This is a genomic window from Pseudomonas sp. FG86 (genome assembly GCF_057808775.1).
Map to the genome: position 1 here is coordinate 1 of NZ_JBMDIS010000016.1, position 23,081 is coordinate 23,081.

Consider the following 23,081-nt stretch of genomic DNA (forward strand, 5'->3'; position numbering starts at 1 on the left):
GCAGCATCCCCCGCAGGGTTTTTCCCCGAAAGAGGCGCATCATCCACGTGCTCTTGCCGGACCAATACCGTTTGCGGGGTCTTGTTTCGAACTGCCGGCACCGAGTTTGAAACCAGGTTCTCACCCGCCTTCAGCGGTGCAACAGGTACAGACTTCGAGATCATCGAGCCGCCGAGCAACAACGGTTTCGCCGCTGCCACATGGGGCTCCAACGTCGGTCCTGCAACCTGCTTGGCGAGCAACTCCAGCAGCTCCCGCGCCCGTCCGGACTTGACCTGGCTCAGCACCTGGGAGCCCAGGCGCACCGCAACCCCCATCCCGCCCGTCACCCGAATCAGCAGCAGGTTGATCAGCACCTCACCGGTGATCTCGCCCCACAGTTCATGCATTTGCGGGGGCGGCAGCAGGCGCATCCAACTGACCATCGCCGACACATAGATGAACAGCAGCGGCTCATCGCTGAGGATCAGCAGGCCATGGGCGATCTTGTCGTTGCCCAGCTTCAACAGCTCATCGAGCTCGGCCTGGGAGAGGTATTGCAGCAGCTTTTCGCTGTTGGGCTTGATGTCCTTCAGCAGCTCATACAGCTGCGTAATGTTGTCCCACAGGCTGTAGAGCGCTTTGCCGATACCACTTAGGAACGCGGTCTCCAGCAGCCTGCGCCGGTCCAGTGGGCTGGTGTCCGTATAGCCTTGCCACTGAGCTTGGAAAGCGCCGGCCCACTCTTCACGCAGGCGCACTTCCAGCTCGGCGATCACCGACTGATAAGACGCATACAGCGCCTTGACGTGATCCTTGGAAACGTTGGGATAGAAGGTGATTTGGTACTGCTGGTTGCGATCGCACTCGGTGATTTCGAGGATGCCGCTCGCGCCGATGGTTTTGTGGATCGGTTCACCCAGCGGGCCGCCGTTTGGATCAACGCGTTGCAGCACCACCGGTGTATTGCCGATGGGGACGAAGCGCGTGCTCTGGAACATATGCACCAGCGTCAGCGTGCCATCGGCCCGGCATGTGGCGACGGTGCTGCTCGGATAGAGGGAACGGGTCGTCGGTGCGACCAGCGCCACCTCATCCCCTACCTTGAATACCTGCTCGACATCGAGTGCCGAAAAGCTCCAGAAGCTCGCCGCCCAGGTGTCAAAGGTGTTGAGGCATTCACGAAAGTCGCGGAAGACGCCTTCAACGTCGACCGTCTTCACGTCCATTGGGGTCAGGACTAACCTGCCAATGGCCGGGTTCAAGCGGCAGCCCCCGCCATCGGGGCCTCAATAAAAAACGCCATCTGCAATCCCTCGCACTGTGTATTCAGGCGAGGGACTTTGCAGATGTTCTCAGGGAAGGGGAGTAGAGGTTATCCGGCGATTGGGTGGGACGTTTCGTCTTCTTTCGGCCCAGCTCGAAAGGGCTTGGCGGCCAGGCGAATGTAAGCTTTCAACGCTGCGCAAATGCCAGGTTCAGCCCCAACCCCGCAAACGCCGCCGCAAAACTGCGCCGCAACCAGTTCTGCACCCGTGGCGACTCGACCACCGTACGGCGGAACCCGTTGGCCAGCAGGCCATAGACCACAAACACCGCAAAGGTCATCGCCATGAACACGCCGCTCAGCACCAGCATTTGCAGGGCGGGCGCGGTGCTGCCTGGGGTGACGAACTGGGGCAGGAAGGCCAGGAAGAAAATGGTCAGCTTGGGGTTGAGAATATTCAGCAGGAAACCGCGGACCATCAAGCTGCGTGCAGTCGCGACCGTTGGCGCGTCGTTCATGGCGAAGGCCGAGCGATCCCGCCAGGTGGCATACGCCAGGTACAACAGGTAGGCGACGCCGGCGTACTTCAACGCTTCGAAGGCCAGCGCACTGGTGTGCAGCAGCGCGGACAGGCCAAGCACCGACGCCAGCAGGTGGGGAAGGATGCCCGCCGTGCAGCCCAGGGCGGCGAAGACGCTGGCGAGCTTGCCGGCCGTGAGGCCTGTGGACACGGTGAAGATCACGCCGGTGCCGGGAATCAGCACGACAATCAGGCAGGTGACGAAAAAGTTCAGGCTAAGCATGGCATTCAAACTCCGTGTAGGAATGGTCGTTGATAGATCCTGTCACGTTCGGCCTGGGAGGGCGAGAGGGGCGATTGGCGAACCCGCGTTAGACTTACCGGTCGAACCCCGCAATGCCTGACCATTGTCTTTCAAGGAAGCCCCATGTCCGTACGCTGCCTGATCCTGTGCCTCACCCCCTTGCTGGTGCTGGCCGGCTGCTCTACATCGCGGGCCCCGCAACAGCCGGAGCGCAGCGAGGCTGAGGTGAAAGCGCAGATCGTGCGACTGCTGCCCTCAACGGTGGCGGACCGGAATGGGTGGGCCCAAGACATTTACACGGCCTTCGACACCCAGAATATCTACCCCAGTACTGAAAATATCTGCGCTGTGTTGGCGGTGACCGAGCAAGAGTCCACCTACCAGGTCGACCCGGCAGTACCCGGCATGGGCAAGATCGCCCAGGATGAAATCCTGCGCCGTGCCGGTAAGGTCCATGTGCCGGCATTTGTCGTACGCAGTGCGCTGCAATTGCGTTCACCCACCGGCAAGTCCTACGCCGATCGCTTGAACGCCGCGCGCACGGAGAAAGACCTCAGCGGTATTTTCGACGATTTCATCAGCATGGTGCCTTTGGGCAACACGCTGTTTGGCGGTTTCAACCCAGTGCACACTGCTGGGCCCATGCAGGTCAGCATCGATTTTGCGCAAAAACACGCGCGGGGTTATCCCTACACGGTGGAGGGGACGATTCGCCGCGAGGTCTTTACCCGGCGTGGCGGCCTGTATTTCGGTATCGCCCATTTACTGGGGTATCCGGTGAGCTACGAGCAGCCGCTGTATCGCTTCGCCGACTTCAATGCGGGTTGGTACGCCAGCCGTAATGCGGCGTTCCAGGCTGCTGTCAGCCGTGTCTCGGGTAAAGAACTGGCGCTGGATGGCGACCTGATCAACTACGGTTCCTTGTTGCCCGGCACCACCGAACTGGCGGTGCGCTCATTGGGCGCGAAGCTGGACATGCGCAACCCCAGCATCCGTAGCCAACTGGAGCAGGGTGAGCAGCTGGATTTTGAAGAGACGACCCTCTACACACGGGTGTTTGCCCTGGCCGACAAAGCTGCTGGCAAGCCGCTGCCCCGGGCGATCCTGCCGGGCATTGTGCTCAAGAGCCCGAAGATCACCCGTAACCTGACCACGGCGTGGTTTGCCAAGCGCGTGGATGAGCGGTATCAGCGTTGTATGAAGCGCTGACACCGAATCACTGTGGCGAGCGGGCTTGCTCTGGCCAGTAGGCTTGCTCTGGCCAGTAGGCTTGCTCTGGCTAGTAGGCTTGTCGTGGCGAGCGGGCTTGCCCCGCGTCGGGCTGCGAAGCAGCCCCAATAAAGCAGAATGCGGTGTATCAGGTATCTTTTGGCTCCTGATTCCGGGGCTGCTTCGCGGCCCGACGCGGGGCAAGCCCGCTCGCCACAGCAAGCCTGTGCGACACAACGAATCTGCGCCATAGCCACACCCACAACCACACCACCGGAAACGCCAGGATCACGAACGGCAGCACGTAGCTGGCGCGCTCCAGGGCGTCTGCGGTGCCGTCCACCAGGTTCGTGCCCAGGTTGCTGAACATCCGGCTGAAGCGTGACGCTTGATTCGCGCCGTCGGAGGAGCGGAAGTTCAGCGTTACGCGGTTGGTATCGAGGCGATGTTGCTGGCCGGCAGCGACCTGGGCCAATGCCTGCAACTCGTTTTCGATGCCCGCTTGCTCCTTGCTCAAGGCGATCAGGTCGCTGACGGTGATGTCTTTGCGCTTGGCCAGTTCGTCGAGGCGTTGCTGCTGGGCTTGCAGCCGATCCTGGCGACGGCGCACATCGGCGACCGCATCGGCCAGGTCTTCGGCGCGGGTGATGCGCTGTCCGAGTTTGCCGCCTTCTGCAGCCAGGGTGACCATCGGTTCCACGCCGCCAGGCGCGATGCGCAGGATGATCTCGCCGCCATTACCGTCTTCGGTGATGCCGAGGATATTGCAGGCGCCAAACCGCGCGGACTCGCAGGCTTCGCGAGTGGCCTGCATGCGTGGTGCGAGCAAGGCGCCAGGCAGGGCCAGGGTCAACTCATGTTCATAGGCCAGTTGCGCGCCGGCCCGGCCTTGTTCGCCGCTGATCACCGTGGCGCGGGAGTGGTCCTTGGGCGAACAGCCGGCCAGGGCGAGGCCGGCGAACAAGATCATCAGAGGCATGCGGAGCGGGTGGGAGTTGCCGTCCAGGTGGCGCATTGCGATTCCTTGAGGTGTGCAGGAGACATTGGCGGCGATTAAAGCGGGTCTGGCCAATTAACGCAAAGCATCCCAGGGGATTTGCAGCGCTGATGGTGATGGCCGTCGTTTCGGACCCGGCGTACACCTCAAGCCTTATTCCAGGGACGTACTCGCCATGATCGCTCACGCTGTGCCCGAAGGTTTTGTCTCGCTGCCCCGAAGCAGTCCGCTTCTTGACTTGTTGGGCCCGGCGTATTGCCGGGGAGAGGGCCTGCAACTGGAGATCGGCTTGCGTGCCGACAACCGTCACGCCAATGGACGCGGCACGGTGCATGGCGGGGTGTTGGCGACGCTGGCGGATATCGGCATGGGGTATGCCATGGCGTTTTCCAGTGAGCCGCCGTTGCCGTTGATTACGGCAAGCATGACGGTTGATTACCTGGGAGCGGTGCAGGTGGGGGAGTGGATTACCGTGCGCTTGGAGCATCACAAGCGGGGGCGGCAGATGGCGTTTGCCACCGTGGGTTTGCGGGTGGGGGAGAAGGTAGTCGCGCGGGCTAATGCGGTGTTTGCCGTGCCTCAATCTGACAGGCAATGAATATCTGATGTGGGAGGGGGCTTGCCCCCGATGAGGGTGGGTCAGTTAATACATCTGTAGCTGACCCGCTTCTATCGGGAGCAAGCCCCCTTCCACATTTGGACTGTGTTTCTTCAGGGAAACCGCGTAAAGAAAAGGCCTGGCTTTTCGTGGAGCCGGGCCTTTTCAGTGTTGCTCTTTTATCAGCTGCGTTCGAGTGCCAGGGCCACGCCTTGGCCGCCACCGATGCACAGCGTCGCCAGGCCTTTCTTGGCGTCGCGCTTGATCATTTCATGCAGCAGGGTCACCAGTACGCGGCAGCCTGAAGCACCGATCGGGTGGCCGATGGCGATGGCGCCGCCGTTGACGTTGACCTTGTCGGCGTCCCATTCCAGCTCTTTGCCCACCGCCAGGGATTGTGCGGCGAAGGCCTCGTTGGCTTCGATCAGGTCCAGGTCGCCCAGTTTCCAGCCGGCCTTGTCCAGGCAACGACGGGTCGCCGAGACCGGGCCGATGCCCATGATTGCCGGGTCGACGCCAGCATTGGCGTAGCTGGCGATACGGGCCAGCACCGGCAGGCCCAGGGCCTTGGCTTTGTCCGCGCTCATCAGCAGCACCGCAGCGGCGCCGTCGTTGAGGCTGGAGGCGTTGCCGGCGGTGACACTGCCGTCTTTCTTGAACGCCGGCTTGAGCTTGGCCAGGGATTCGGCGGTGGTGCCGGCGCGCGGCTGTTCATCCACTGCAAAGGCAATCGGGTCGCCCTTGCGCTGGGGAATCAGGATCGGCGTGATCTCATCGGCAAAGCGCCCGGCTTCAATGGCGGCCGCGGCTTTTTGCTGGGACGCGGCGGCGAAGGCGTCCTGGGCTTCGCGGCTGATACCGTATTTGTCCACCAGGTTCTCGGCGGTGATGCCCATGTGGTAGTCATTGAACGCATCCCACAAGCCATCGGTGATCATGCTGTCGATCATCTTGGCGTGGCCCATGCGCAAGCCGGTGCGCGCAGCAGGCAACACGTAGGGAGCAAGGCTCATGTTCTCCATGCCGCCAGCGACGATCACCTCGGCGTCCCCGCAGCGGATGGCCTGGGCGCCCAGGTGCAGGGCCTTGAGGCCCGAACCGCAGACCTTGTTCAGGGTCAGGGCGGGTACGGCATGGGGCAGGCCGGCCAGGATCGAGGCCTGGCGCGCCGGGTTCTGGCCTGAGCCGGCGGTGAGCACCTGGCCGAGGATCACTTCATCGACTTCGGCCGGGTCCAGGCCGGTCTGCTCCAGCAGGCGACGGATCACGGCAGCGCCCAGTTCCGGTGCCGGGATGCTGGCCAGCGAACCTTGAAAGCTGCCCACGGCGGTGCGGGTGGCAGCGACAATCACGACGTCTTGCATGGAATCAGTCCTCACTGGAAGTGCATTTCTGGAACGTTGTCCGGGACGATCAGTTTACCGGCGGTCTTGCTCACAATCTCTTCAACGCTGACGCCAGGTGCGCGTTCCTTGAGGACAAAAGCGCCATTTTCGATTTCCAGGTAGGCCAGGTCCGTCAGTACACGCTTGATGCAGTTCGCACCGGTCAGCGGCAGGCTGCATTGGCTGAGCAGCTTGGACTCACCGTCCTTGGACGCGTGGGTCATGATCACGATGATGTTTTCTGCGCCGGCCACCAGGTCCATGGCGCCGCCCATGCCTTTGACCAGCTTGCCGGGGATCATCCACGAGGCGATGTTGCCGTGGACGTCGACTTCAAACGCACCCAGCACGGTCAGGTCGACGTGGCCGCCGCGAATCATTGCAAAGGACTCGGCGGAGGAGAAGATCGAGGCGCCGATACGCGCGGTCACGGTTTGCTTGCCGGCGTTGATCATGTCGGCATCAATGGTTTCTTCGGTGGGAAACGGGCCCATGCCAAGCAGGCCGTTTTCCGATTGCAGCATCACTTCCATGCCTTCGGGGATGTAGTTGGCCACCAGGGTCGGAATGCCGATGCCGAGGTTGACGTAAAAACCATCCTGCATTTCGCGGGCGACGCGTTGAGCCATTTGTTCGCGGGTGAGAGCCATGGTGACTTCCTCTTATTGTTCTGGACGTGGATTATTTGCGGACGGTGCGCTGTTCGATGCGCTTCTCGAAGGTGCCGCAGATGATCCGGTCGACGTAGATGCCAGGGGTGTGGATCTGCGACGGTTCCAGCTCGCCCGGTTCGACGATTTCCTCGACTTCGACCACCGTGATCTTGCCGGCGGTGGCGGCCAGCGGGTTGAAGTTCTGGGCCGTGTGGCGGTAGATGACGTTGCCGAAGTGGTCGGCTTTCCAACCCTTGACGATGGCAAAATCACCGGTGATGGACTCTTCCATCAGGTAGGGGCGGCCATTGAATTCACGGGTTTCCTTGCCTTCGGCGACGGGCGTGCCGACACCGGTGGCAGTGAAGAACGCTGGGATGCCAGCACCGCCTGCGCGCATTTTTTCCGCCAGGGTGCCTTGGGGAGTCAGCACCACTTCGATTTCGCCGCTGAGCAATTGCTTCTCGAACAGCGCGTTTTCACCGACGTAGGAGGCGATCACTTTGCGGATCTGCTTTTCTTCCAGCAGCACGCCCAGGCCGAAACCGTCGACGCCGCAGTTATTGGAAACCACGGTCAGGTCGCGGGTGCCTTTGCGCTTGATTTCGGCGATGAGGTTTTCCGGAATGCCGCACAGGCCAAAACCACCCGCGAGCACGGTCATGCCGTCTTCCAGGCCTGCCAGCGCTTCTTCATAGGACGCCACGCGTTTATCGAAACCTGCCATATGCACCTCTTTTATTGTTTGTGGTCCAGCCATTGAACGAAGTGTTGCGCCGACGGATTGATTTGTTAAGTTGTTTTTTAAGGTTGATTGATTTAGAAAACAGCATAGTCGAGCCGTCTACGGAGTAGCCTCATGACAGTTAAACAGATGCGTGCCTTTCTTGCCGTGGCCCAGAGCCTGAGTTTTGCCGCTGCCTGCGAACGCCTGCACCTCTCCCAATCGGCCTTGAGCCTGACCATCAAGGGCCTGGAAGAAGGGCTGGGCGGGCGCTTGTTCAGCCGTAATACACGCAATGTCGCGCTGACACCCGAGGGCGAATCCCTGCTGCCCCTGGCACGCCGGCTGATGGCTGACTGGGACAATGCCGAGGACGAACTGCGCCAGTTGTTCACCCTGCAGCGGGGGCGGGTAACGGTGGCCGCGATGCCGTCGTTCGCCGGTAACCTGTTGCCGCCGATCCTGAAGATATTCCGCGCACGTTACCCCCAGGTGAATGTGACGGTACACGACCTGATCAACGAACAGGTGCTGGAAATGGTGCGCGACCGCCAGGTGGAGCTGGGCGTGGCGTTTGAGCCGGCGGAAGGCTCGTCACTGGTCTTTACCCCGCTGTACCTGGACCGCTTCATTGCCGTGGTGCCTGGCGATTCACCGCTGGCGCAGTACGCCGAGATCGATTGGCAAACCCTGCTGGAGCAACCGTTTATTACCTTGCAGCGGCCCTCTACGGTGCGGGTGATGCTCGAAGAACACCTGGGCGCTTTAAAACGCAAGCTACCGGTGGCATTGGAGAGCCACCAATTGGCAACCGTGGGCAAGATGGTTGCCAGCGGCTTGGGCGTCAGCGCGGTACCGGCGTTATGTGCGCAGCAGATGCGGGAGGCGGGAGCCCATTGCATTACCTTGACCGACCCGGTGATAGAGCGGCCGATTGGGGTGTTGACCAAGCCGGGGTATGAACTGTCAGCCGCCGCGCAGGCGTTGTTTGACATCTTTCGCGATGAGGCGGGGAAGGGCCGGTTCCCGCTGTGACGCTTGCGTCAGCGCCGGTTTATATGAATAAAAAATAATCGCGCGCATAAAAAAGTCCGCTCGGCTAACCGGGCGGACTTAATGTTGTAATGATTTTTTATCAGCAGTATTTATCAATCACTTTAACTTGCGATTGGCCCTTGATGTTCTGCCATTCGGTATTAAGTGTATGGAACACCTGCTCGATAAAGTTACGATCGGCAGCCGCTTTTTTACCGACATAACCCTGGCCGCGGCGGTACATCCGCAGGCGCGCCGCCAGTTCACGGTTATTGCGGTCGAACTCCGCTTCTTCGGTGTGGGGCGCCAGGCAGTCAATTTTGACTTCGCCCGATTTACCAATCCACAGGATATGGTCGTCGAGTTTGTCTTTCTGCGCTGCGAACATATCAGCCAATTCATCGATAGTTGGTTGGTTGTTCAGATTCATGTGTAAGCCCCTTGACCAGTTGGCGATCTATCAATTGATTCGTTAATACACGTTTAAGTTGTCTCCGGTTCCGAAAACCGGGCGTCAGCGACTGTCTGCCGAATACGGGCAGGGTCTTGAACCTGATGCATGTAGTCTTGCTGATGAACTGCTACGCAATGGTTTCATAACGAAGACAAGCAGCGTTTGAGCTCCTTGTACCGATCCTTTCGGGCCGGTCAGCTTCATCAATCTGCCTTGTGGGCAGTGCACATCCGGAAAAAACAGCTCGGCGGTCAGACGAGCTTGTTCAAAACGCTTGTTGCCAACGCTCCCGATCCGGGAGACGTCTAGATCATGCAAGGACAAAAAGGTTACGTCAACGGTTATGTAGTGATTATTCTCGATCACTACATAAATCGCCGTGGGGACGGGAGGATGCAGGAGAAGGTGACTTGGGCGTCATTTTTTGTGCTGATTAGTCGCCGGCGCCAAGTGGCCATGCAGCGCTTGACCCTGGTGGGAGGGGGTAAGTCGAATCGTCGCACCGCCCCCTTCGACGGGTTGATCTGTGGTGTCTTTAGGCTCCCAGCCGCTCGGCCAGCAAAGGCAACAACCGCTCACAAGAGGCTTCGATTTTCACCTGCAAGAGCTCATCGCCTCGGGTCTTGCCCAGGTTAATGGCGATCACCGGCTTGCCCTGTTCGACCATCGCCTTGCACAGGCGAAATGCCGAATAGGCCATCAGCGAAGAGCCCACCACCAGCAAGCCCTCGGCCTGCGCCACTGCGGCCATCGCCCTGGCCGCAGTGGCCGGCGCGACGTTCTCGCCAAAAAACACCACATCCGGCTTCAGTCGTTCGCCATCGCAATGGGGGCAGTGGGGTACCTGGAACTGCTCTTCGAAGGTCGGGTCAAGCAAGGTGTCGCCATCAGGCGCCTGGACGGCATGCACCTGCGCCAGGTAGGGATTGGCGATTTCCATTTGCCGCTGAACGCCATCGCGGGGGCTGCGTAGCTGGCAATCCAGGCACAGTACTCGATGCAGGCTGCCATGCAGTTCGATGACATCGTGGCTACCGGCCTGATCATGCAGGGTGTCGACGTTTTGCGTGATCAGGCCGCTGATGCGCTGGCGTTGCTGCAGGGTCGCCAGCGCGCGGTGGGCGTTGTTCGGTTGGGCGATACGTACTCGCGGCCAACCCAGCATTGCCCGCGCCCAGTAACGGCGTCGCGCTTGCGGTGTGGCCAGGAACTCCTGGTACATCATCGGCGCCTTGCCCCGGCGTACGCCTTCGCTGTCACGGTAATCGGGTATCCCCGACGACGTACTGATCCCTGCACCGGTCAACACCAGAAAGCGCCGTTCGGCCAGGGCCCGGTGCAGGGTGTCGAGGTGATCCTCTTGATGTTCCAGCGTGTCGAGCATGGGGTCCCCTATTCGCCGCGGATGTATTGCTCCAGCTGTTTGATCAGGTCGGCCTGGTCGGCAATGGCTTCTTTTACCAAGTCACCGATGGAGAGCAGGCCCAGCAGTTTGCCGTCTTCGACCACCGGCAGGTGGCGCAGGTGACTGTCGGTCATGATGTTCATGCACTCATCGACCTTTTTATGGGTGTCGACGGTGATCACCGGAGAGCTCATCACCTCATGGACCTTTGTAGTGACCGACGACAGACCCTTGAGCATGATTTTGCGCGCGTAATCACGTTCGCTGATGATGCCTACCACCACGCCATCCTTAACGACCGGCAAGGCCCCGACGTTTTTCTCCGACATCCGGACCAGTGCTTCAAACACGGTGTGGTCGTGTTTGATGACATGGACTTCCTGGTTTTTCTGGTCCTTGGCTTTGAGCACTTGTGCAACGGTTTTCATGGCGACCACTCCGGTTTTTTTTAGTTAGTCTGGCTCCCCCTACAGAATCCTAGACGGCCCGCGCGGCGGCAAGGTCCAAAGCGGCGTTAAACCCGTCGAAAAACGTCATTCGCCGGTTTTTTTTACCTTTCATCCCGCATTCGCTGGCTTTTTGCCGCGCTTGGGGCTGCCGGCGGTCTTGCGGGGTGCGGCCTTGCGCTTCTTTTTCCACGGTGCGGCGCCTCGGCCCGCCGGGCTGGCCGGCCCCATGATGGTCATGCGCATGCCGTTGCAGCGCGCCACCTGCTTGCTCATCCAGGCCGCCTGTTTGGCGACGAATTCTTCCAGGCTCATCTCGCCGCTTTGCACCATGTCCAACGCCTGCTCCCAGATCGCGGTGGTTCCGGGGTCGGCGATGGCGCGGGGTACCGCGTCGATCAGGCTGAAGGCTGCCGGGGTTGCCGACAAGGCCTTGCCGTTCTTCACCAGGTAACCCCGGTCGAGCAACCCTTGGATAATGCCGGCGCGGGTGGCCTCGGTGCCGATGCCGGTGGTGTCCTTGAGTTTTTGCTTGAGCAGTGGGTCTTCCACCAGTTTCGCGACGTTTTTCATCGCCTTGATCAGGTCGCCTTCGGTGAAGGGTTTGGGCGGTTGGGTCCACAGGTCCTTCAGGTTGACCTTGGCCACTGCGTATTCCTGGCCTTGCACCAGTGTTGGCAAGGCCTGGGGGGCCGGGGCTTCGCGCCCCTTGGCCGGTGCGAGGGCTTCGGGCAAGGCCCGTTTCCACCCCGCTTCGATCACGACTTTGCCCACCGCGCGTAACGCCTGGCCCGCGCAGTCGAAATCCGCCTGAGTGCGATCGTATTCGTGGTTGGGCAGAAACTGCGCCAGGTAGCGCGCGCGAATAAGGGTGTAGACCGCGCGGTGCTTGCCGGTGAGTTGGCCAACGTCCTTGCCGGCCCCGGTGGGAATGATGCCGTGGTGGGCGCTGACCTTGGCATCATTCCAGGCTCGTGAGCGGCGCTGGGGGTCGATATGCGGCATCAACTCGTTCACTGCCGCATCCGCGCGGCCCAGCGCGGCGAGAATCTTCGGCGCTTCGCTGTGCTGGCTCAATGGCAGGTAGCCGCAGTCACTGCGCGGGTAGGTGATGACCTTGTAGGTTTCGTAGAGGGATTGGGCGATATCCAGGGTTTCCTGGGCGCCGAGCCCGAGCTTCTTCGAGCAGATTTCCTGCAGGGTGCCCAGGTCGAAGGGCAGGGGGGCCACTTCGCGCATGCGTTCGGTGCGCAACTTCACCAACTGTGCGCGGGCGGCCTGGGTCATGGCGTCGGCGGCGTCCCGGGCGAGTTGCGGGTTGAGGCAGCGGCCCTGGTCGTCACAGGCGTCCTCGGCGGCGCGCCATTGGGCTGTGAACGTCATGTGCTCATGACGCAGGTCGACATCGATCGCCCAGTACGCCACCGGCACGAAGTCGGCGATGCTGCGGTCGCGGTCCACCACCAGGCGCAACGTCGGGGTTTGCACGCGCCCCACTGGCAGCACGCCTTGGTAGCCGGATTGACGGCCGAGCAAGGTAAACAGGCGGCTCATGTTCATGCCGATCAGCCAGTCGGCGCGGGAGCGGCCCAACGCCGAGTGATACAGGCTGAAGGTCTCGGCACCGGGCTTGAGTGCGGCCAGGGCCTTGCGAATGGAGGCGTCGTCCAGCGCCGACAACCATAGCCGCTGGATCGGCCCGCGATAACGGCAATGTTCCACCAGCTCCCGGGCGATCATTTCGCCTTCACGGTCGGCGTCGGTGGCGATCACCAGTTCCTGGGCTTCCCCCAGCAGGCGCTTGACCGCCTTGAATTGGCTGGCGGTCTTGGGCTTGACCCGCATTTTCCATGTTTGCGGGACGATCGGCAGATCGGCGAGCACCCAGCGTTTGTACTTGGCGTCGTAGGCGTCGGGCGGGGCGGTTTCCAGCAGGTGGCCGATGCACCAGGTGACGGTGACTCCGTTGCCCAGCCAGCAACCGTCGCCACGGCGACTGGCGCCGAGCACGGCCGCGATATCCTTGGCCTGGGAGGGTTTTTCACAGAGGAACAGCCGCATGGTCAGCCCATTCGATACAGAGTTGAATGGGGAGCAGGATGGGCAAAAGACGGGAAATGATCAACCTTTATCTGGATGGATATACAGCTATTTGTGTGGCGCTGGAAAAAATGTGGGAGGGGCAGCCTCCCACAGGGGATCTCCTGTGTTCAGAAGATCGGTTTAGTTGTTATCGATATCCACATGCCGCGTTTCCTTGAGGCAGAACATCCCCACGATCAGGCTAACGCCAGTCACCGCTACCGGGTACCACAGGCCATAGAAGATATCGCCGGTGTACACCACCAGGGCAAACGACACGGTTGGCAGGAACCCACCAAACCAGCCGTTACCGATGTGGTAAGGCAGGGACATCGAGGTGTAGCGGATGCGCGTCGGGAACAGTTCCACCATCAGTGCCGCCAGCGGGCCGTAGCACATGGCTGCGATCAGGATCAGCGCGACGATCAGCACCACCACCATCACCTTGTTGACCTGGGCCACATCCGCCGAAGTCGGATAACCCGCCAGCGCCACCGCGCCACGCAGGGCGGCTTCGTCAAAACCATCGATACGCACTTCACCCACGCTCACTTGCACCGGGCTGCCGGCCGGGGCGGCGGCGCTGCTGTAGGGCAGGCCTTGCTTGACCAGGAAGGTCTTGACCTTGTCGCAGGGGCTGTCGAAACGCGCCTTGCCTACCGGGTCGAACTGGAAGGTGCAGGTGGCCGGGTCGGCCAGTACGGTGATTGGCGCCTGGTGGCTGGCCTGGTCCATCGCCGGGTTGGTGTAGTGCGCCAGGCTCTTGAAGATCGGGAAGTACAACGCGGTGGCCAGCAGCAGGCCGAGCATCAGCACCGGCTTGCGTCCAACCTTGTCCGAGAGCCAGCCAAAGAAGATAAAGAACGGCGCCCCGATCACGACGCTGATGATCAACAGCATGTTGGCCAGGGCCGGGTCCATCTTCAGGAACTGCGTAAGGAAGAACAGCACATAAAACTGCGCCGCGTAGAAGGTCACCGCTTGCCCGCCGTTGATGCTGAACAGCGCAATCAGCACCACCTTGAGGTTTTCCCATTTGCCAAAGGACTCGCGGATCGGCGCCTTGCTCGCCTTGCCTTCCTCTTTCATCTTCAGGAAGGCGGGTGACTCATGCAGGCTCATGCGGATCCAGGTGGAAATGCCCAGCAGTACGATGGAAAACAGGAACGGAATGCGCCAGCCCCAGACTTCGAACTGGTCACCGGTGAAGTAACGGCATGCCAGCACAACCAGCAGCGAGAGCAGCAGGCCGAGGGTGGCAGTGGATTGAATCCAGCTGGTGTGGAGACCGCGTTTGCCGACCGGCGCATGTTCGGCGACATAGGTGGCCGCACCGCCATATTCACCACCCAGCGCCAGGCCTTGCAGCATGCGCAGCACGATCAGGATGATCGGCGCCGCGATGCCGATGCTGGCGTAAGTGGGCAACAGCCCGACGCAAAAGGTCGCGACGCCCATCAGGATGATGGTGACGAGAAAGGTGTATTTGCGTCCGATCATGTCGCCCAGGCGACCGAATACCAGGGCGCCGAACGGTCGTACGACAAAGCCGGCAGCAAAGGCCATCAGGGCAAAGATAAACGCCGTGGTGTCGTTGACCCCGGCAAAGAACTGTTTGCTGATCACCGCCGCCAGGGCGCCGTAGAGGAAGAAGTCATACCACTCGAACACCGTCCCCAGGGACGAGGCGAAAATGACTTTCCTTGATTCGCTGGCGGTACTCGGGCTGACCGCCGAGCCCAGGACTTGAGCATGTTCTGACATCGGGTATCCCTCACAGTGATTATTTATTGTTGTTCCACTGTCGGCGCCAACCTCGGCGCCGGTCTGTTTTCCGTTCCTCGGTAGGAGCGGACTTGCTCGCGAAAATCGTCAACGATTACGCGGGAAACCTGGATGAACGCGGCGCCTTTGCGTTGTTCCCGAGCTGGCTTGCTCCTGCAGTATTCGGTGAAAGGATCAACTGCGCGGCTTTCTCGGCGATCATCAGCGTCGGTGAACAGGTATTGCCGGACGTAATGCGCGGCATGATCGAGGCATCGGCGATGCGCAGGCCGGGCACGCCATGCACGCGCAGTTGCGCGTCGACCACCGCGTCCTTGTCATCGCCCATGCGGCAGGTGCCCACGGGATGGAAGATAGTCGTTCCGATGCGCGCGGCGGCTTCGTGCAGTTGCTCTTCGGTTTGCAACGCATCGCCGGGCAGGTACTCCACGGGTTTGAACTGGCTGAGGGCCGGCGCCGCCACAATGCGCCGGGTCAGGCGAATGGCATCGGCAGCGACGCGCAAGTCTTCCGGATGGCTGAGGTAATTGGGCTGGATCAGCGGTGCATCCGCCGGGTTGGCTGAGCGAATATCGATGCGGCCGCGGCTGTGCGGGCGCAGGTCGCAGACCGACGCGGTAAAGGCCGGGAAGGCATGCAGCGGCTCGCCAAAACGCTCCAGGGACAGCGGCTGTACATGGTATTCAAGGTTGGCCGAGGTCTGTTCCGGGCCGGAGCGGGCAAACGCACCGAGCTGGCTGGGCGCCATCGACAGCGGGCCGCTGCGGTCATACAGGTAGCGCAGGCCCATGCCCATCTTGCCCCACACGGTGCCGGCGATCTGGTTCAAGGTGCGGGCGTTTTCCAGCTTGTAGATCAGCCGCAGTTGCAAGTGGTCTTGCAGGTTGCCGCCGACACCCGGCAGTTCATGCACCACGTCAATGCCCAGCGGCTTGAGCACATGGGCGGGGCCGATTCCCGAGCGTTGCAGGATACCCGGCGAACCGACGGCGCCGGCGCATAGCACGATCTCCTTGCGGGCTTCCCAACTGACCTGCTGGCCGTGCTGGCGCCCGAGTACCTTGGAAGCGCGGCCGTTCTCCAGCAGCACACGGTCGACCTCCACCTCGGTCAGCACGGTCAGGTTAGGCCGTTGGCGGATTGGCTTGAGAAATGCCTTGGCCGCATTCCAGCGTACCCCGGCCTTCTGATTGACCTGAAAGTAGCCGCAGCCTTCGTTATCGCCTTGGTTGAAGTCGCTGATGTTGGCAATGCCGCTCTGCGCCGCGGCGTCGCGAAACGCATCCAGGATCGGCCACGACAATCGTTGTTGTTCTACCCGCCATTCGCCGCCATCGCTGTGGAATTCCGAGCCGCCGGCAAAATGGTTTTCGCTCTGCTTGAACAGCGGCAGCACGTCTTTCCAGGCCCAGCCGGCGTTGCCTGCCGCCGCCCAGCCGTCATAGTCCTGGGCCTGGCCGCGCATGTAGATCATGCCGTTGATGGAGGAACAGCCCCCCAGCACCTTGCCGCGTGGATAACTCAGGGCGCGGCCTTGCAGGCCCTCCTGGGCTTCGGTCTTGAAGCACCAGTCGGTGCGCGGGTTACCGATACAGAACAGGTAGCCGACGGGGATATGGATCCAGGGGTAATTGTCGCGACCACCGGCTTCGAGCAGCAGCACGCGGTGGGCGGGGTTGGCGGACAGTCGATTGGCCAGCAGGCAACCCGCGGGGCCGGCGCCTACTACCACGTAATCGTATTGCGCAGCTGCAATGGGCATCTGAGGTCTCGCTTGTTTTTCTTATTGGCTCCATCCTAGTTGTTAGTTTTCGTCTTAAAAATGTTAGTTTTTACCCAGCTGCTGTGCGTTTTTAAACAGCGCTGCCGGTAGGCGCCAGCCCCTTTGGCGAACGAGCTTGTTGTGGCGAGGCTTAAGTCATTATTTATGCCCAAGGGAGAAAGGCGACATGTTCGACTGGAATGACCTGCGGTATTTCCTGGAGTTGCAGCGCAGCGGCCGCCTGCTGACTGCCGCACAGCGCCTGAAAACTACCCACGCCACGGTGGCGCGGCATATCGAGGCCATCGAGAAAAGCCTGGGTACGGCGTTGTTTGTGCAGCACGCCCAGGGCTACGAGCTGACGCCTGCTGGCGAAGCCTTGCTCAAGCACGCCGAAGCCATGGAAAACGTCGCGCTGCTGGCCGAAGACGAACTCACCCACAGCGCCGCTCCGCTAGGCAAGATCCGCCTGGGCGTGGCCGAGGGCCTGGGCGTGATGTTCCTCGCCAGCCGCATGGGCGGGCTGTTCGAGCGCTACCCAGGGTTGGAAGTCGAGCTGGTGGCGGTGCCGCGCTTTGTCAGCATTCTCAACCGCGAAGCGGAAATCAGTATTCACCTCGAACGCCCCAGCGTCGACCAACTGGTAACGCGCAAGCTCACCGACTACCGCCTGGCCCTCTACGCCAGCCGCGCCTACCTGGCGCGCACGCCACCGATTGAAAAACGCGAAGACCTCGCGGCCCATTCATGGATCGATTATGTCGACGACCTGCTGTTCAGCCAGGAATTGAAGTTCCTTAGCAGTTTCTGCCGTAACCCCAAGGTGGTGTTCCACAGCACCAGCGTGATCGCCCAGCACCAGGCGGCACGCTCGGGGTTGGGGATTGCCGTGTTGCCGTGCTTCATGGCCGCCGGCGACCCCGACCTGGTGCCGTTGCTGCCGGGGGAGGGGATTCAGCGCAGCTACTGGATCAGCTCGCGCAGGGAGTTGCACAAGTCGGTGCGGCTGCGGGTGTTGTGGGATTACGTGGTGGAGTTGTGCGCGCGGGAGCAGCCGCTGCTGCTCGGCGAATCCAACTGAAGAAACCGGATCAACAATGTGGGAGGCTCCGCTAAATCTCCAACTTGGCGCTGTCGCGCAGCAAACTGGAGCCCCTGTGGCGAGCGGGCTTGCCCCGCGTTGGGCTGCGAAGCAGCCCCAAGACCAGCCGCCCCGGCAATATCTGATACACCGCATTCTGCTTTATTGGGGCTGCTTCGCAGCCCAACGCGGGGCAAGCCCGCTCGCCACAACAAGCCGGCTAGCCACAACAGCCCGTTCGCCGCAAAAATGCGGTCATGGGGGTGCAAGCCCCCTCCCACTTTGATGGGTGGCGTTGGTTGAATCGAGTCAATCGCGCAATACGAATTCCGCACTGCCCAATCGCTCCCCATTCACCAGCACATGCACCTTATGCCTGCCAGGGTAGTGCTTGCGCGTGGTCAGTTCGCGGATGTGCTGCTCGCGGCTGATGCGTTGATGTTCACCCGCCGCCAGCGTGAAGGCCTTGAGCTTGAACACCTTGGCCGCGCTGTGGCCGGCGCTTTTGACATAGTCGATGGCGTAGTCCACCACCAGCTTTTGCGCGGTGGCGGCGGTGGACTCCAGGCTGAACGACAGGTTGATGCGCTCGCCCAGTTTGATGACCGCCGGCGAGACGTTCAAATGATGAATCTTCACCTCGGCCTTGGCCCCTGCGCCCATGATCGTCAGTGCCCGGGTGTTGCCTTGCTTGATCAGGCTGCGCAGTGCATGGCGTGCAATCCAGGCGGTGTGGGGGTTGTCGAGGTTCCAGCCTTCAATCAGGCTGAGCACCCAGTCCGGGTGGTCCTTGGTGATGTCGTTGAGATGGTTGGCCACGGACTTGCGCACGTAGAGGCTGCTGTCGGCCTTGAGGTTGTCTAGGATCGACGCGCACAGCTCGGGGTTGGCCTGCACTTCGGCCAGGCGAAACGACCAGGGCAGGCGTGGCCGCGAGCCCTCGCTGGCGAGGCGACGTACGTGTTCGTTGGTGTCCCGCGACCACTGTTGCATCACCGCCAGGGTGCGGTGGAAATCGTGCAACAGGAAGTGCCGGATGGCGAATTCGGCCGAACCGAACGTGGTGAAGTATTTGAGCGCGGCCATGGAGCGCTTGAAGTCATCCCGGCCGTAACTCGCCACGTAGTGCGGCAGGAACAGGCTGACAAACCCGCTGTTCAGGCGCGGCGCCAAGGCGTAGAGCAATTTCAGGGTCTGCGGGTAATCCAGCGCGATTACCGCGTGCAGGCTCTCGCTGACCCGCGCCATGCGCTGCATCACCGACAACTCGGCCAACCCGGCCTTCGCATGCTTGAGGAAACCCTTGGCGTCGAACGCCGGATACACCGCGCTCATTTCGGTGGCGATGTGTTGCAGGCGTTCGACGTTGAAGATTTCCTTGAGGGCCGGGGCGCTTTGGTCGGTCATCGGTGATTCCTGTGGGGGTTAGAGAAACCAGCGGTACTCCCGCGCGTTGATCTCTTGCTGAAACGCCAAGTGATCCTGACGCTTGTTTTCGCAGTACACGTCGACAAATTCCGCCCCCAGCTTATCGCGTACCACGGGGTGATGTTGCATGGCGCGCACGGCGTCGAGCATTTCCAGGGGGAAGTCGGCGCCGCTGGTGCGGTCCTCGTTCAGCGGTGTGATGGGTTCGCGCTTGGCCTCCAGCCCATGTTCCAGCCCGGCCAGGATCGCCGCCAGCACCAGGTACGGGTTGGCATCGGCGCTGGCCAGGCGGTGTTCGATGCGCAGGTTGCGTGGGTCGGACTCGGGAATGCGCACGCACGCATCGCGGTCTTCAAAGCCCCAGCTCGCACGGGTTGCCGCGTTGACCGTACCGCCCAGGCGGCGAAAGGCGTTGTGGTTCGGTGAGAATATCGGCATGCAGTGCGGCAGTAACTCCAGGCAGCCGGCAACGGCATGGCGCAGGGGTTGTTGCTGGTGCGCCGCGAGCAAGTTATTGCCGGCGCCGTCATAGAGGCTGACATGCACATGCATGCCGCTGCCGGGAAATTGCAGGTAGGGCTTGGCCATGAAGCTGGCGCGGTAGCCATGCTTGAGCGCGACGCCACGGGTGCTGCGGCAGAACAGGGCGGCCCAGTCGGCGGCACGCAGGCCATCGTCCAAGTGGCCGAAGTTGATCTCGAACTGGCCAGGGCCGAGTTCGGCGGTGATCACCGTGATGTCGATGCCCTGGTCCTTGGCGGTTTGCGCCATATCGTCGAGCACTTGCGAGAAACGTGACAGCCGTTCGATATGCAGGTTGGGCTGGTCATCGGCGTCGTCGCTCAACGGGTCACGGGCATATTGCGGCAGGCCATTGTCGAGCTTGCGGTCGAACAGGTAGAACTCCAGCTCAAACGCGACCACCGGGTGAATGCCTTTGTGGTGCAGACGCTCCAGCACCTTGGCCAACACTTCCCGAGGCTCGAATTCGATGGGCGCCTCGGTGCCGTCCGAGGTGATCAGCATCTGCCCCAGGGGCTGGCTCTCCCAGCTCACTGGCTTGAGCGTGCCTGGCACCAGGCGGCGGTTGGCGTCGGGGTCGCCGTCGTTGAAGCAGTAGTCGCCGATCTTGAACAGCCCGCCCTGAGTTCCCAGCAGCACGGCATTTTGCGGCAATTTCAATGGGCCGCCGGCGGCGACTTTTTCCAGCATCTCCACCGGGTAGCGCTTGCCGTAGAAATGCCCGGGGATGTCCAGGGCGATCAGGTCGACGTAACGCACGTCGGGATGGTTCTGGCGAAAGGTCCGTACTTCGGCCAGTAACGTGGAGGCATGGCTTTTCACGGGTGTTGCTCCTAGTTGTAGACCCACAGCACGCGGGCGGGCAGATCGGTCAGGTTGGCATAGCGACAATGGGCGTAACTGGCCAGGTGGAAGCTGTCGCCGGGGCCCAGGGTCACCGATTCGGCTTCGCCTTCCACCCACAGCGTCAACTCGCCTTCCAGTACAAAACCGGCCTGCTCGGCGCGGTCGCTCATGCTCTGTTCGCCGCTGTTGGCGCCGGGGGCCAGCAGGCTGTCGAGCATCGAGAACGCGCCGTTCATGCTGGGCGAGACGAGGATGTCGGTGATGCCGTTGGCGTAATACACCGTGCGCCGCTCATTCGGGCGGGTCACCCAGTCCACGGCCTTGGGTTTGGGCCGGCTGTAGAAGTAAGTGGTTGGCACATCGAGGGCGTGGCTGATGGCGGTCAGATCCGCCACGGTCGGGCGCGACAGGCCACGCTCAACCTGGGACAGGAAGCCCACCGAACGCTCGATTTTTCGCGCCAATTGGGCGAGGGTGAGCTTCTTGTGCTTACGCAGGTCGTGGATCAGCGCAGCCAGGGTGGCGAGTTCTTCTTGTTGGCTCATGAAATTTATGTCGAATAATTTCATGAAAAATTACAGGATTAATTTCACGCAGGCAATGCCCATGCAGTCGGAGCCGTGTTTGTTCGCCCTCGACGGCGCCAGGCGTTCGTGCTGCTCACTTCTGGCTGAATGATTCCCCGTGCCTGCGGTCGGAACCTGGGTACGTGTCATTCATTGAAGGAGCCCCCATGAAGTCCAGAACACTCGCTGCTTGCCTGCTGGTCGCCGCCAGCCTGTCCACCGCCAGCTTTGTCGTGCAGGCTGGAGATACCCCGCAGGAAACTGTGCAGCCCTCCAACATCAACACCCGCGACTTGAAAGAGGGCGACCGCGCTCCGGATATCCTGATGCGCAAGGAGTCGGCCGTCAGCGACTGGAAAAAGCGCGGCCTCAAGCAACCCGAAGAAGACAGCCAGTGGGCACGGGTGGGTGACAAGTTCGTGCTGCTCAAAACCACCAACGGCACCATTCTCGAGATCACCCCAGTCAAGAAATAAGCAGGTGGCAGCACCTGCTTTTTTCGAGATTCCTGGGTTAAGGTAACCGGCTGAAATGGTCGCGTTACCTTTAAGGAAAAGAGCAGGATGCTTGCCACAATAAGAAACTACCCCCGCACCGTGAACCTGCTGCTGTCGGCTACCTTGATGCTGACGCTGGCCAAAGCCATCACCTTCCCCTACCTCGTGATCTACCTGACCAGCCACTTTGCACTGGACATCAGCCAGGTCGGCCTGGTCATCGGCAGTTCGCTGATTGTCGGTTCGCTGCTCAGCGTCTATGGCGGGTTTCTGGTCGATCGCATCAACAGTTATCGGCTGCTGCTCGGGTTGAGCGTGCTATTTGCGCTGGGCTTTGTCGGCACGGTACTCGCGCAGAATATCTGGACGTTCTACAGCTGCCTGATCCTGATCAACCTTGCTTATGCGGTGATCGACATTGCCGTCAAGGCCGGTTTCGCCAGCCTGTTGCCGGAAGAGGCGCGCAGTGAAGTGTTTTCCATCAAGTACACCCTGACCAATATCGGCTATGCGGTGGGGCCGTGGTTTGGCGCGATGGTGGCCAAGCTGGATATCAGCCTGCCGTTCATTCTGTCGGCCCTGTTGGGGGTGGGGTTTTTCCTGCTGTACTGGCGCTGGGGTGATCGCTCATTGGCTACCGCCGATGCGATGCAAAAACCGGTGTCATTCCTGGCCGTTGGCGGCGTGCTGCTGCGCGACCATCGCCTGGTGTGCTTCACCCTGGGTGGCCTGCTCAGTGCGGTGGTGTTCGGCCAGTTCACCGCGTACCTGTCGCAGTACCTGGTGACCACCACCACGGCGGAATATACCTACACCGTGATCAGCGCCGTACTCACCACCAATGCCGTGCTGGTGATTGCCTTGCAGTATGTGATCGGCCGACGTATTTCCCACCGTCACCTGAGCCGCTGGCTGATCTTCGGCCTGAGCATGTTCATGCTGGGCTTGATCGGTTTCGCGCTGTCCACCAGCGTGTGGTGGTGGGTGCTGGCGATGGCGGTGTTCACCATTGGGGAAATCATCGTGTTCCCGGCCGAGTATATGTTTATCGATCGGATTGCCCCGGACCACCTGCGGGGCATGTACTACGGTGCGCAGAACCTGTCGAACCTCGGTGCCGCCCTGGGGCCGGTATTGTGTGGGCTGGTGCTGGCCAGCCTGCCGGCACACTACATGTTCTACATGCTCGGTGCGTTTATCGTCGCGGGCGGGGTGTTCTATTTCATTGGTTCGTCGTTGAAGGCAAGTCATCGATCATGAGCTTGCCCATGTTGTTGCTTTGCAGTTCGTAGCGCAGCTCTTCGACCATCTTTTCCACTTCTTGTGGGGTCTGCAGCCGATTGGTGTTGATGCCGGTCACGACCAGGTCGACCCGACCGGTTTGAGCGTCGTAGACCTTGAGGGTCAGCGATGCGTCCCGGCACAGTGTGAATTCGCAGGTCAGCGGCGCCAGGCCTTCTTCGATGCAATTTCGCAGTTGAGAGAGGGTGAACATGTGGGTTCCTTCAAGGGGGTCGTTTTGCGACTGCACAGGTT

At 61.2% G+C, this 23,081-nt stretch carries 21 protein-coding genes and 1 pseudogene; 6 read left to right on the plus strand and 16 right to left on the minus strand.

Annotated elements, in window-relative coordinates; genetic code table 11:
* Both ACODSV_RS12985 and ACODSV_RS12990 read right to left on the minus strand, forming a co-directional pair.
* Positions 1-1,208: pseudogene (locus tag ACODSV_RS12985) on the minus strand (type IV secretion protein Rhs); the annotation flags it as partial.
* A gap of 226 nt (positions 1,209-1,434) precedes the next feature.
* On the minus strand, positions 1,435-2,049 hold the full coding sequence (locus ACODSV_RS12990) for a LysE family translocator (RefSeq protein WP_150056463.1): 615 nt from the start codon (positions 2,047-2,049) through the stop codon (positions 1,435-1,437).
* Between the two features lie 144 nt (positions 2,050-2,193).
* Here ACODSV_RS12990 and ACODSV_RS12995 point away from each other — a divergent pair, with 144 nt between their 5' ends.
* Positions 2,194-3,279, plus strand: a complete 1,086-nt coding sequence (locus ACODSV_RS12995; protein ID WP_069076249.1) for a DUF1615 domain-containing protein — start codon at positions 2,194-2,196, stop codon at positions 3,277-3,279.
* Positions 3,280-3,427: 148 nt separating this feature from the next.
* Here ACODSV_RS12995 and ACODSV_RS13000 read toward each other — a convergent pair whose 3' ends face one another.
* Positions 3,428-4,294 (minus strand): DUF4349 domain-containing protein, encoded by an 867-nt coding sequence (locus ACODSV_RS13000; RefSeq protein WP_024074500.1) that lies wholly within the window; start codon positions 4,292-4,294, stop codon positions 3,428-3,430.
* Between the two features lie 157 nt (positions 4,295-4,451).
* Here ACODSV_RS13000 and ACODSV_RS13005 point away from each other — a divergent pair, with 157 nt between their 5' ends.
* Positions 4,452-4,874 (plus strand): PaaI family thioesterase, encoded by a 423-nt coding sequence (locus ACODSV_RS13005; protein ID WP_024074501.1) that lies wholly within the window; start codon positions 4,452-4,454, stop codon positions 4,872-4,874.
* 182 nt (positions 4,875-5,056) lie between these two features.
* On the opposite strand, the gene ACODSV_RS13010 is transcribed toward ACODSV_RS13005, so the two are convergent.
* The 3 genes from ACODSV_RS13010 to ACODSV_RS13020 are packed head-to-tail and all read right to left on the minus strand — an operon-like array spanning position 5,057 to position 7,639.
* On the minus strand, positions 5,057-6,238 hold the full coding sequence (locus tag ACODSV_RS13010; RefSeq protein WP_102625476.1) for an acetyl-CoA C-acetyltransferase: 1,182 nt from the start codon (positions 6,236-6,238) through the stop codon (positions 5,057-5,059).
* Positions 6,239-6,249: 11 nt separating this feature from the next.
* The gene (locus ACODSV_RS13015; RefSeq protein ID WP_024074503.1) at positions 6,250-6,909 is read right to left on the minus strand and encodes a CoA transferase subunit B; all 660 of its coding nucleotides are present in this window, start codon (positions 6,907-6,909) and stop codon (positions 6,250-6,252) included.
* A 31-nt stretch (positions 6,910-6,940) separates the two neighbouring features.
* A complete protein-coding gene (locus ACODSV_RS13020; RefSeq protein ID WP_010566044.1) occupies positions 6,941-7,639 on the minus strand; it encodes a CoA transferase subunit A in 699 nt (232 codons plus the stop codon).
* A 132-nt stretch (positions 7,640-7,771) separates the two neighbouring features.
* On the opposite strand from ACODSV_RS13020, the gene ACODSV_RS13025 reads away from it, so the two are divergent.
* Positions 7,772-8,671: a LysR family transcriptional regulator gene (locus tag ACODSV_RS13025; protein WP_069076247.1), complete on the plus strand. Its 900-nt coding sequence runs from the start codon at positions 7,772-7,774 to the stop codon at positions 8,669-8,671.
* Positions 8,672-8,771: 100 nt separating this feature from the next.
* Here the strand turns inward: ACODSV_RS13025 and ACODSV_RS13030 are convergent, their stop codons facing one another.
* The 6 genes from ACODSV_RS13030 to ACODSV_RS13055 form a co-directional block, all read right to left on the minus strand.
* On the minus strand, positions 8,772-9,101 hold the full coding sequence (locus ACODSV_RS13030; RefSeq protein WP_069076246.1) for a hypothetical protein: 330 nt from the start codon (positions 9,099-9,101) through the stop codon (positions 8,772-8,774).
* Between the two features lie 559 nt (positions 9,102-9,660).
* Entirely contained in the window at positions 9,661-10,509 is an 849-nt protein-coding gene (locus ACODSV_RS13035; protein WP_102625477.1) for an NAD-dependent protein deacetylase, read from the minus strand.
* An 8-nt stretch (positions 10,510-10,517) separates the two neighbouring features.
* A complete protein-coding gene (locus tag ACODSV_RS13040) occupies positions 10,518-10,958 on the minus strand; it encodes a CBS domain-containing protein (protein ID WP_024074507.1) in 441 nt (146 codons plus the stop codon).
* A gap of 129 nt (positions 10,959-11,087) precedes the next feature.
* Positions 11,088-13,037, minus strand: a complete 1,950-nt coding sequence (locus tag ACODSV_RS13045) for a DNA topoisomerase III (protein WP_150054121.1) — start codon at positions 13,035-13,037, stop codon at positions 11,088-11,090.
* Between the two features lie 162 nt (positions 13,038-13,199).
* Positions 13,200-14,822, minus strand: a complete 1,623-nt coding sequence (locus ACODSV_RS13050; RefSeq protein ID WP_024074509.1) for an MFS transporter — start codon at positions 14,820-14,822, stop codon at positions 13,200-13,202.
* 115 nt (positions 14,823-14,937) lie between these two features.
* Positions 14,938-16,605 (minus strand): GMC family oxidoreductase, encoded by a 1,668-nt coding sequence (locus ACODSV_RS13055; protein WP_150054122.1) that lies wholly within the window; start codon positions 16,603-16,605, stop codon positions 14,938-14,940.
* Between the two features lie 187 nt (positions 16,606-16,792).
* Between ACODSV_RS13055 and ACODSV_RS13060 the strand changes: the two genes are divergently transcribed.
* Positions 16,793-17,686, plus strand: a complete 894-nt coding sequence (locus tag ACODSV_RS13060) for a LysR family transcriptional regulator (protein WP_069076241.1) — start codon at positions 16,793-16,795, stop codon at positions 17,684-17,686.
* A gap of 309 nt (positions 17,687-17,995) precedes the next feature.
* Here ACODSV_RS13060 and ACODSV_RS13065 read toward each other — a convergent pair whose 3' ends face one another.
* From ACODSV_RS13065 to ACODSV_RS13075, 3 genes are read right to left on the minus strand one after another with little or no spacing between them, the layout of a single operon-like run.
* Positions 17,996-19,093 carry a DNA alkylation repair protein gene (locus tag ACODSV_RS13065; protein WP_024074512.1) on the minus strand — a complete coding sequence of 366 codons (1,098 nt, stop codon included), beginning with the start codon at positions 19,091-19,093 and terminating at the stop codon, positions 17,996-17,998.
* 18 nt (positions 19,094-19,111) lie between these two features.
* A complete protein-coding gene (locus tag ACODSV_RS13070; RefSeq protein WP_024074513.1) occupies positions 19,112-20,458 on the minus strand; it encodes a glutamine synthetase family protein in 1,347 nt (448 codons plus the stop codon).
* 11 nt (positions 20,459-20,469) lie between these two features.
* A complete protein-coding gene (locus ACODSV_RS13075) occupies positions 20,470-21,027 on the minus strand; it encodes a helix-turn-helix domain-containing protein (RefSeq protein WP_041160891.1) in 558 nt (185 codons plus the stop codon).
* A 188-nt stretch (positions 21,028-21,215) separates the two neighbouring features.
* On the opposite strand from ACODSV_RS13075, the gene ACODSV_RS13080 reads away from it, so the two are divergent.
* Together ACODSV_RS13080 and ACODSV_RS13085 are read left to right on the plus strand one after the other, a co-directional pair.
* Positions 21,216-21,524 (plus strand): RcnB family protein, encoded by a 309-nt coding sequence (locus ACODSV_RS13080; protein WP_024074515.1) that lies wholly within the window; start codon positions 21,216-21,218, stop codon positions 21,522-21,524.
* Positions 21,525-21,611: 87 nt separating this feature from the next.
* Complete coding sequence (locus ACODSV_RS13085; protein ID WP_024074516.1) at positions 21,612-22,805, plus strand: MFS transporter; 1,194 nt, start codon at positions 21,612-21,614, stop codon at positions 22,803-22,805.
* On the opposite strand, the gene ACODSV_RS13090 is transcribed toward ACODSV_RS13085, so the two are convergent.
* Complete coding sequence (locus ACODSV_RS13090) at positions 22,768-23,040, minus strand: DUF1652 domain-containing protein (protein WP_024074517.1); 273 nt, start codon at positions 23,038-23,040, stop codon at positions 22,768-22,770. The genes ACODSV_RS13085 and ACODSV_RS13090 overlap by 38 nt on opposite strands.
* Positions 23,041-23,081 lie beyond the last annotated feature (41 nt).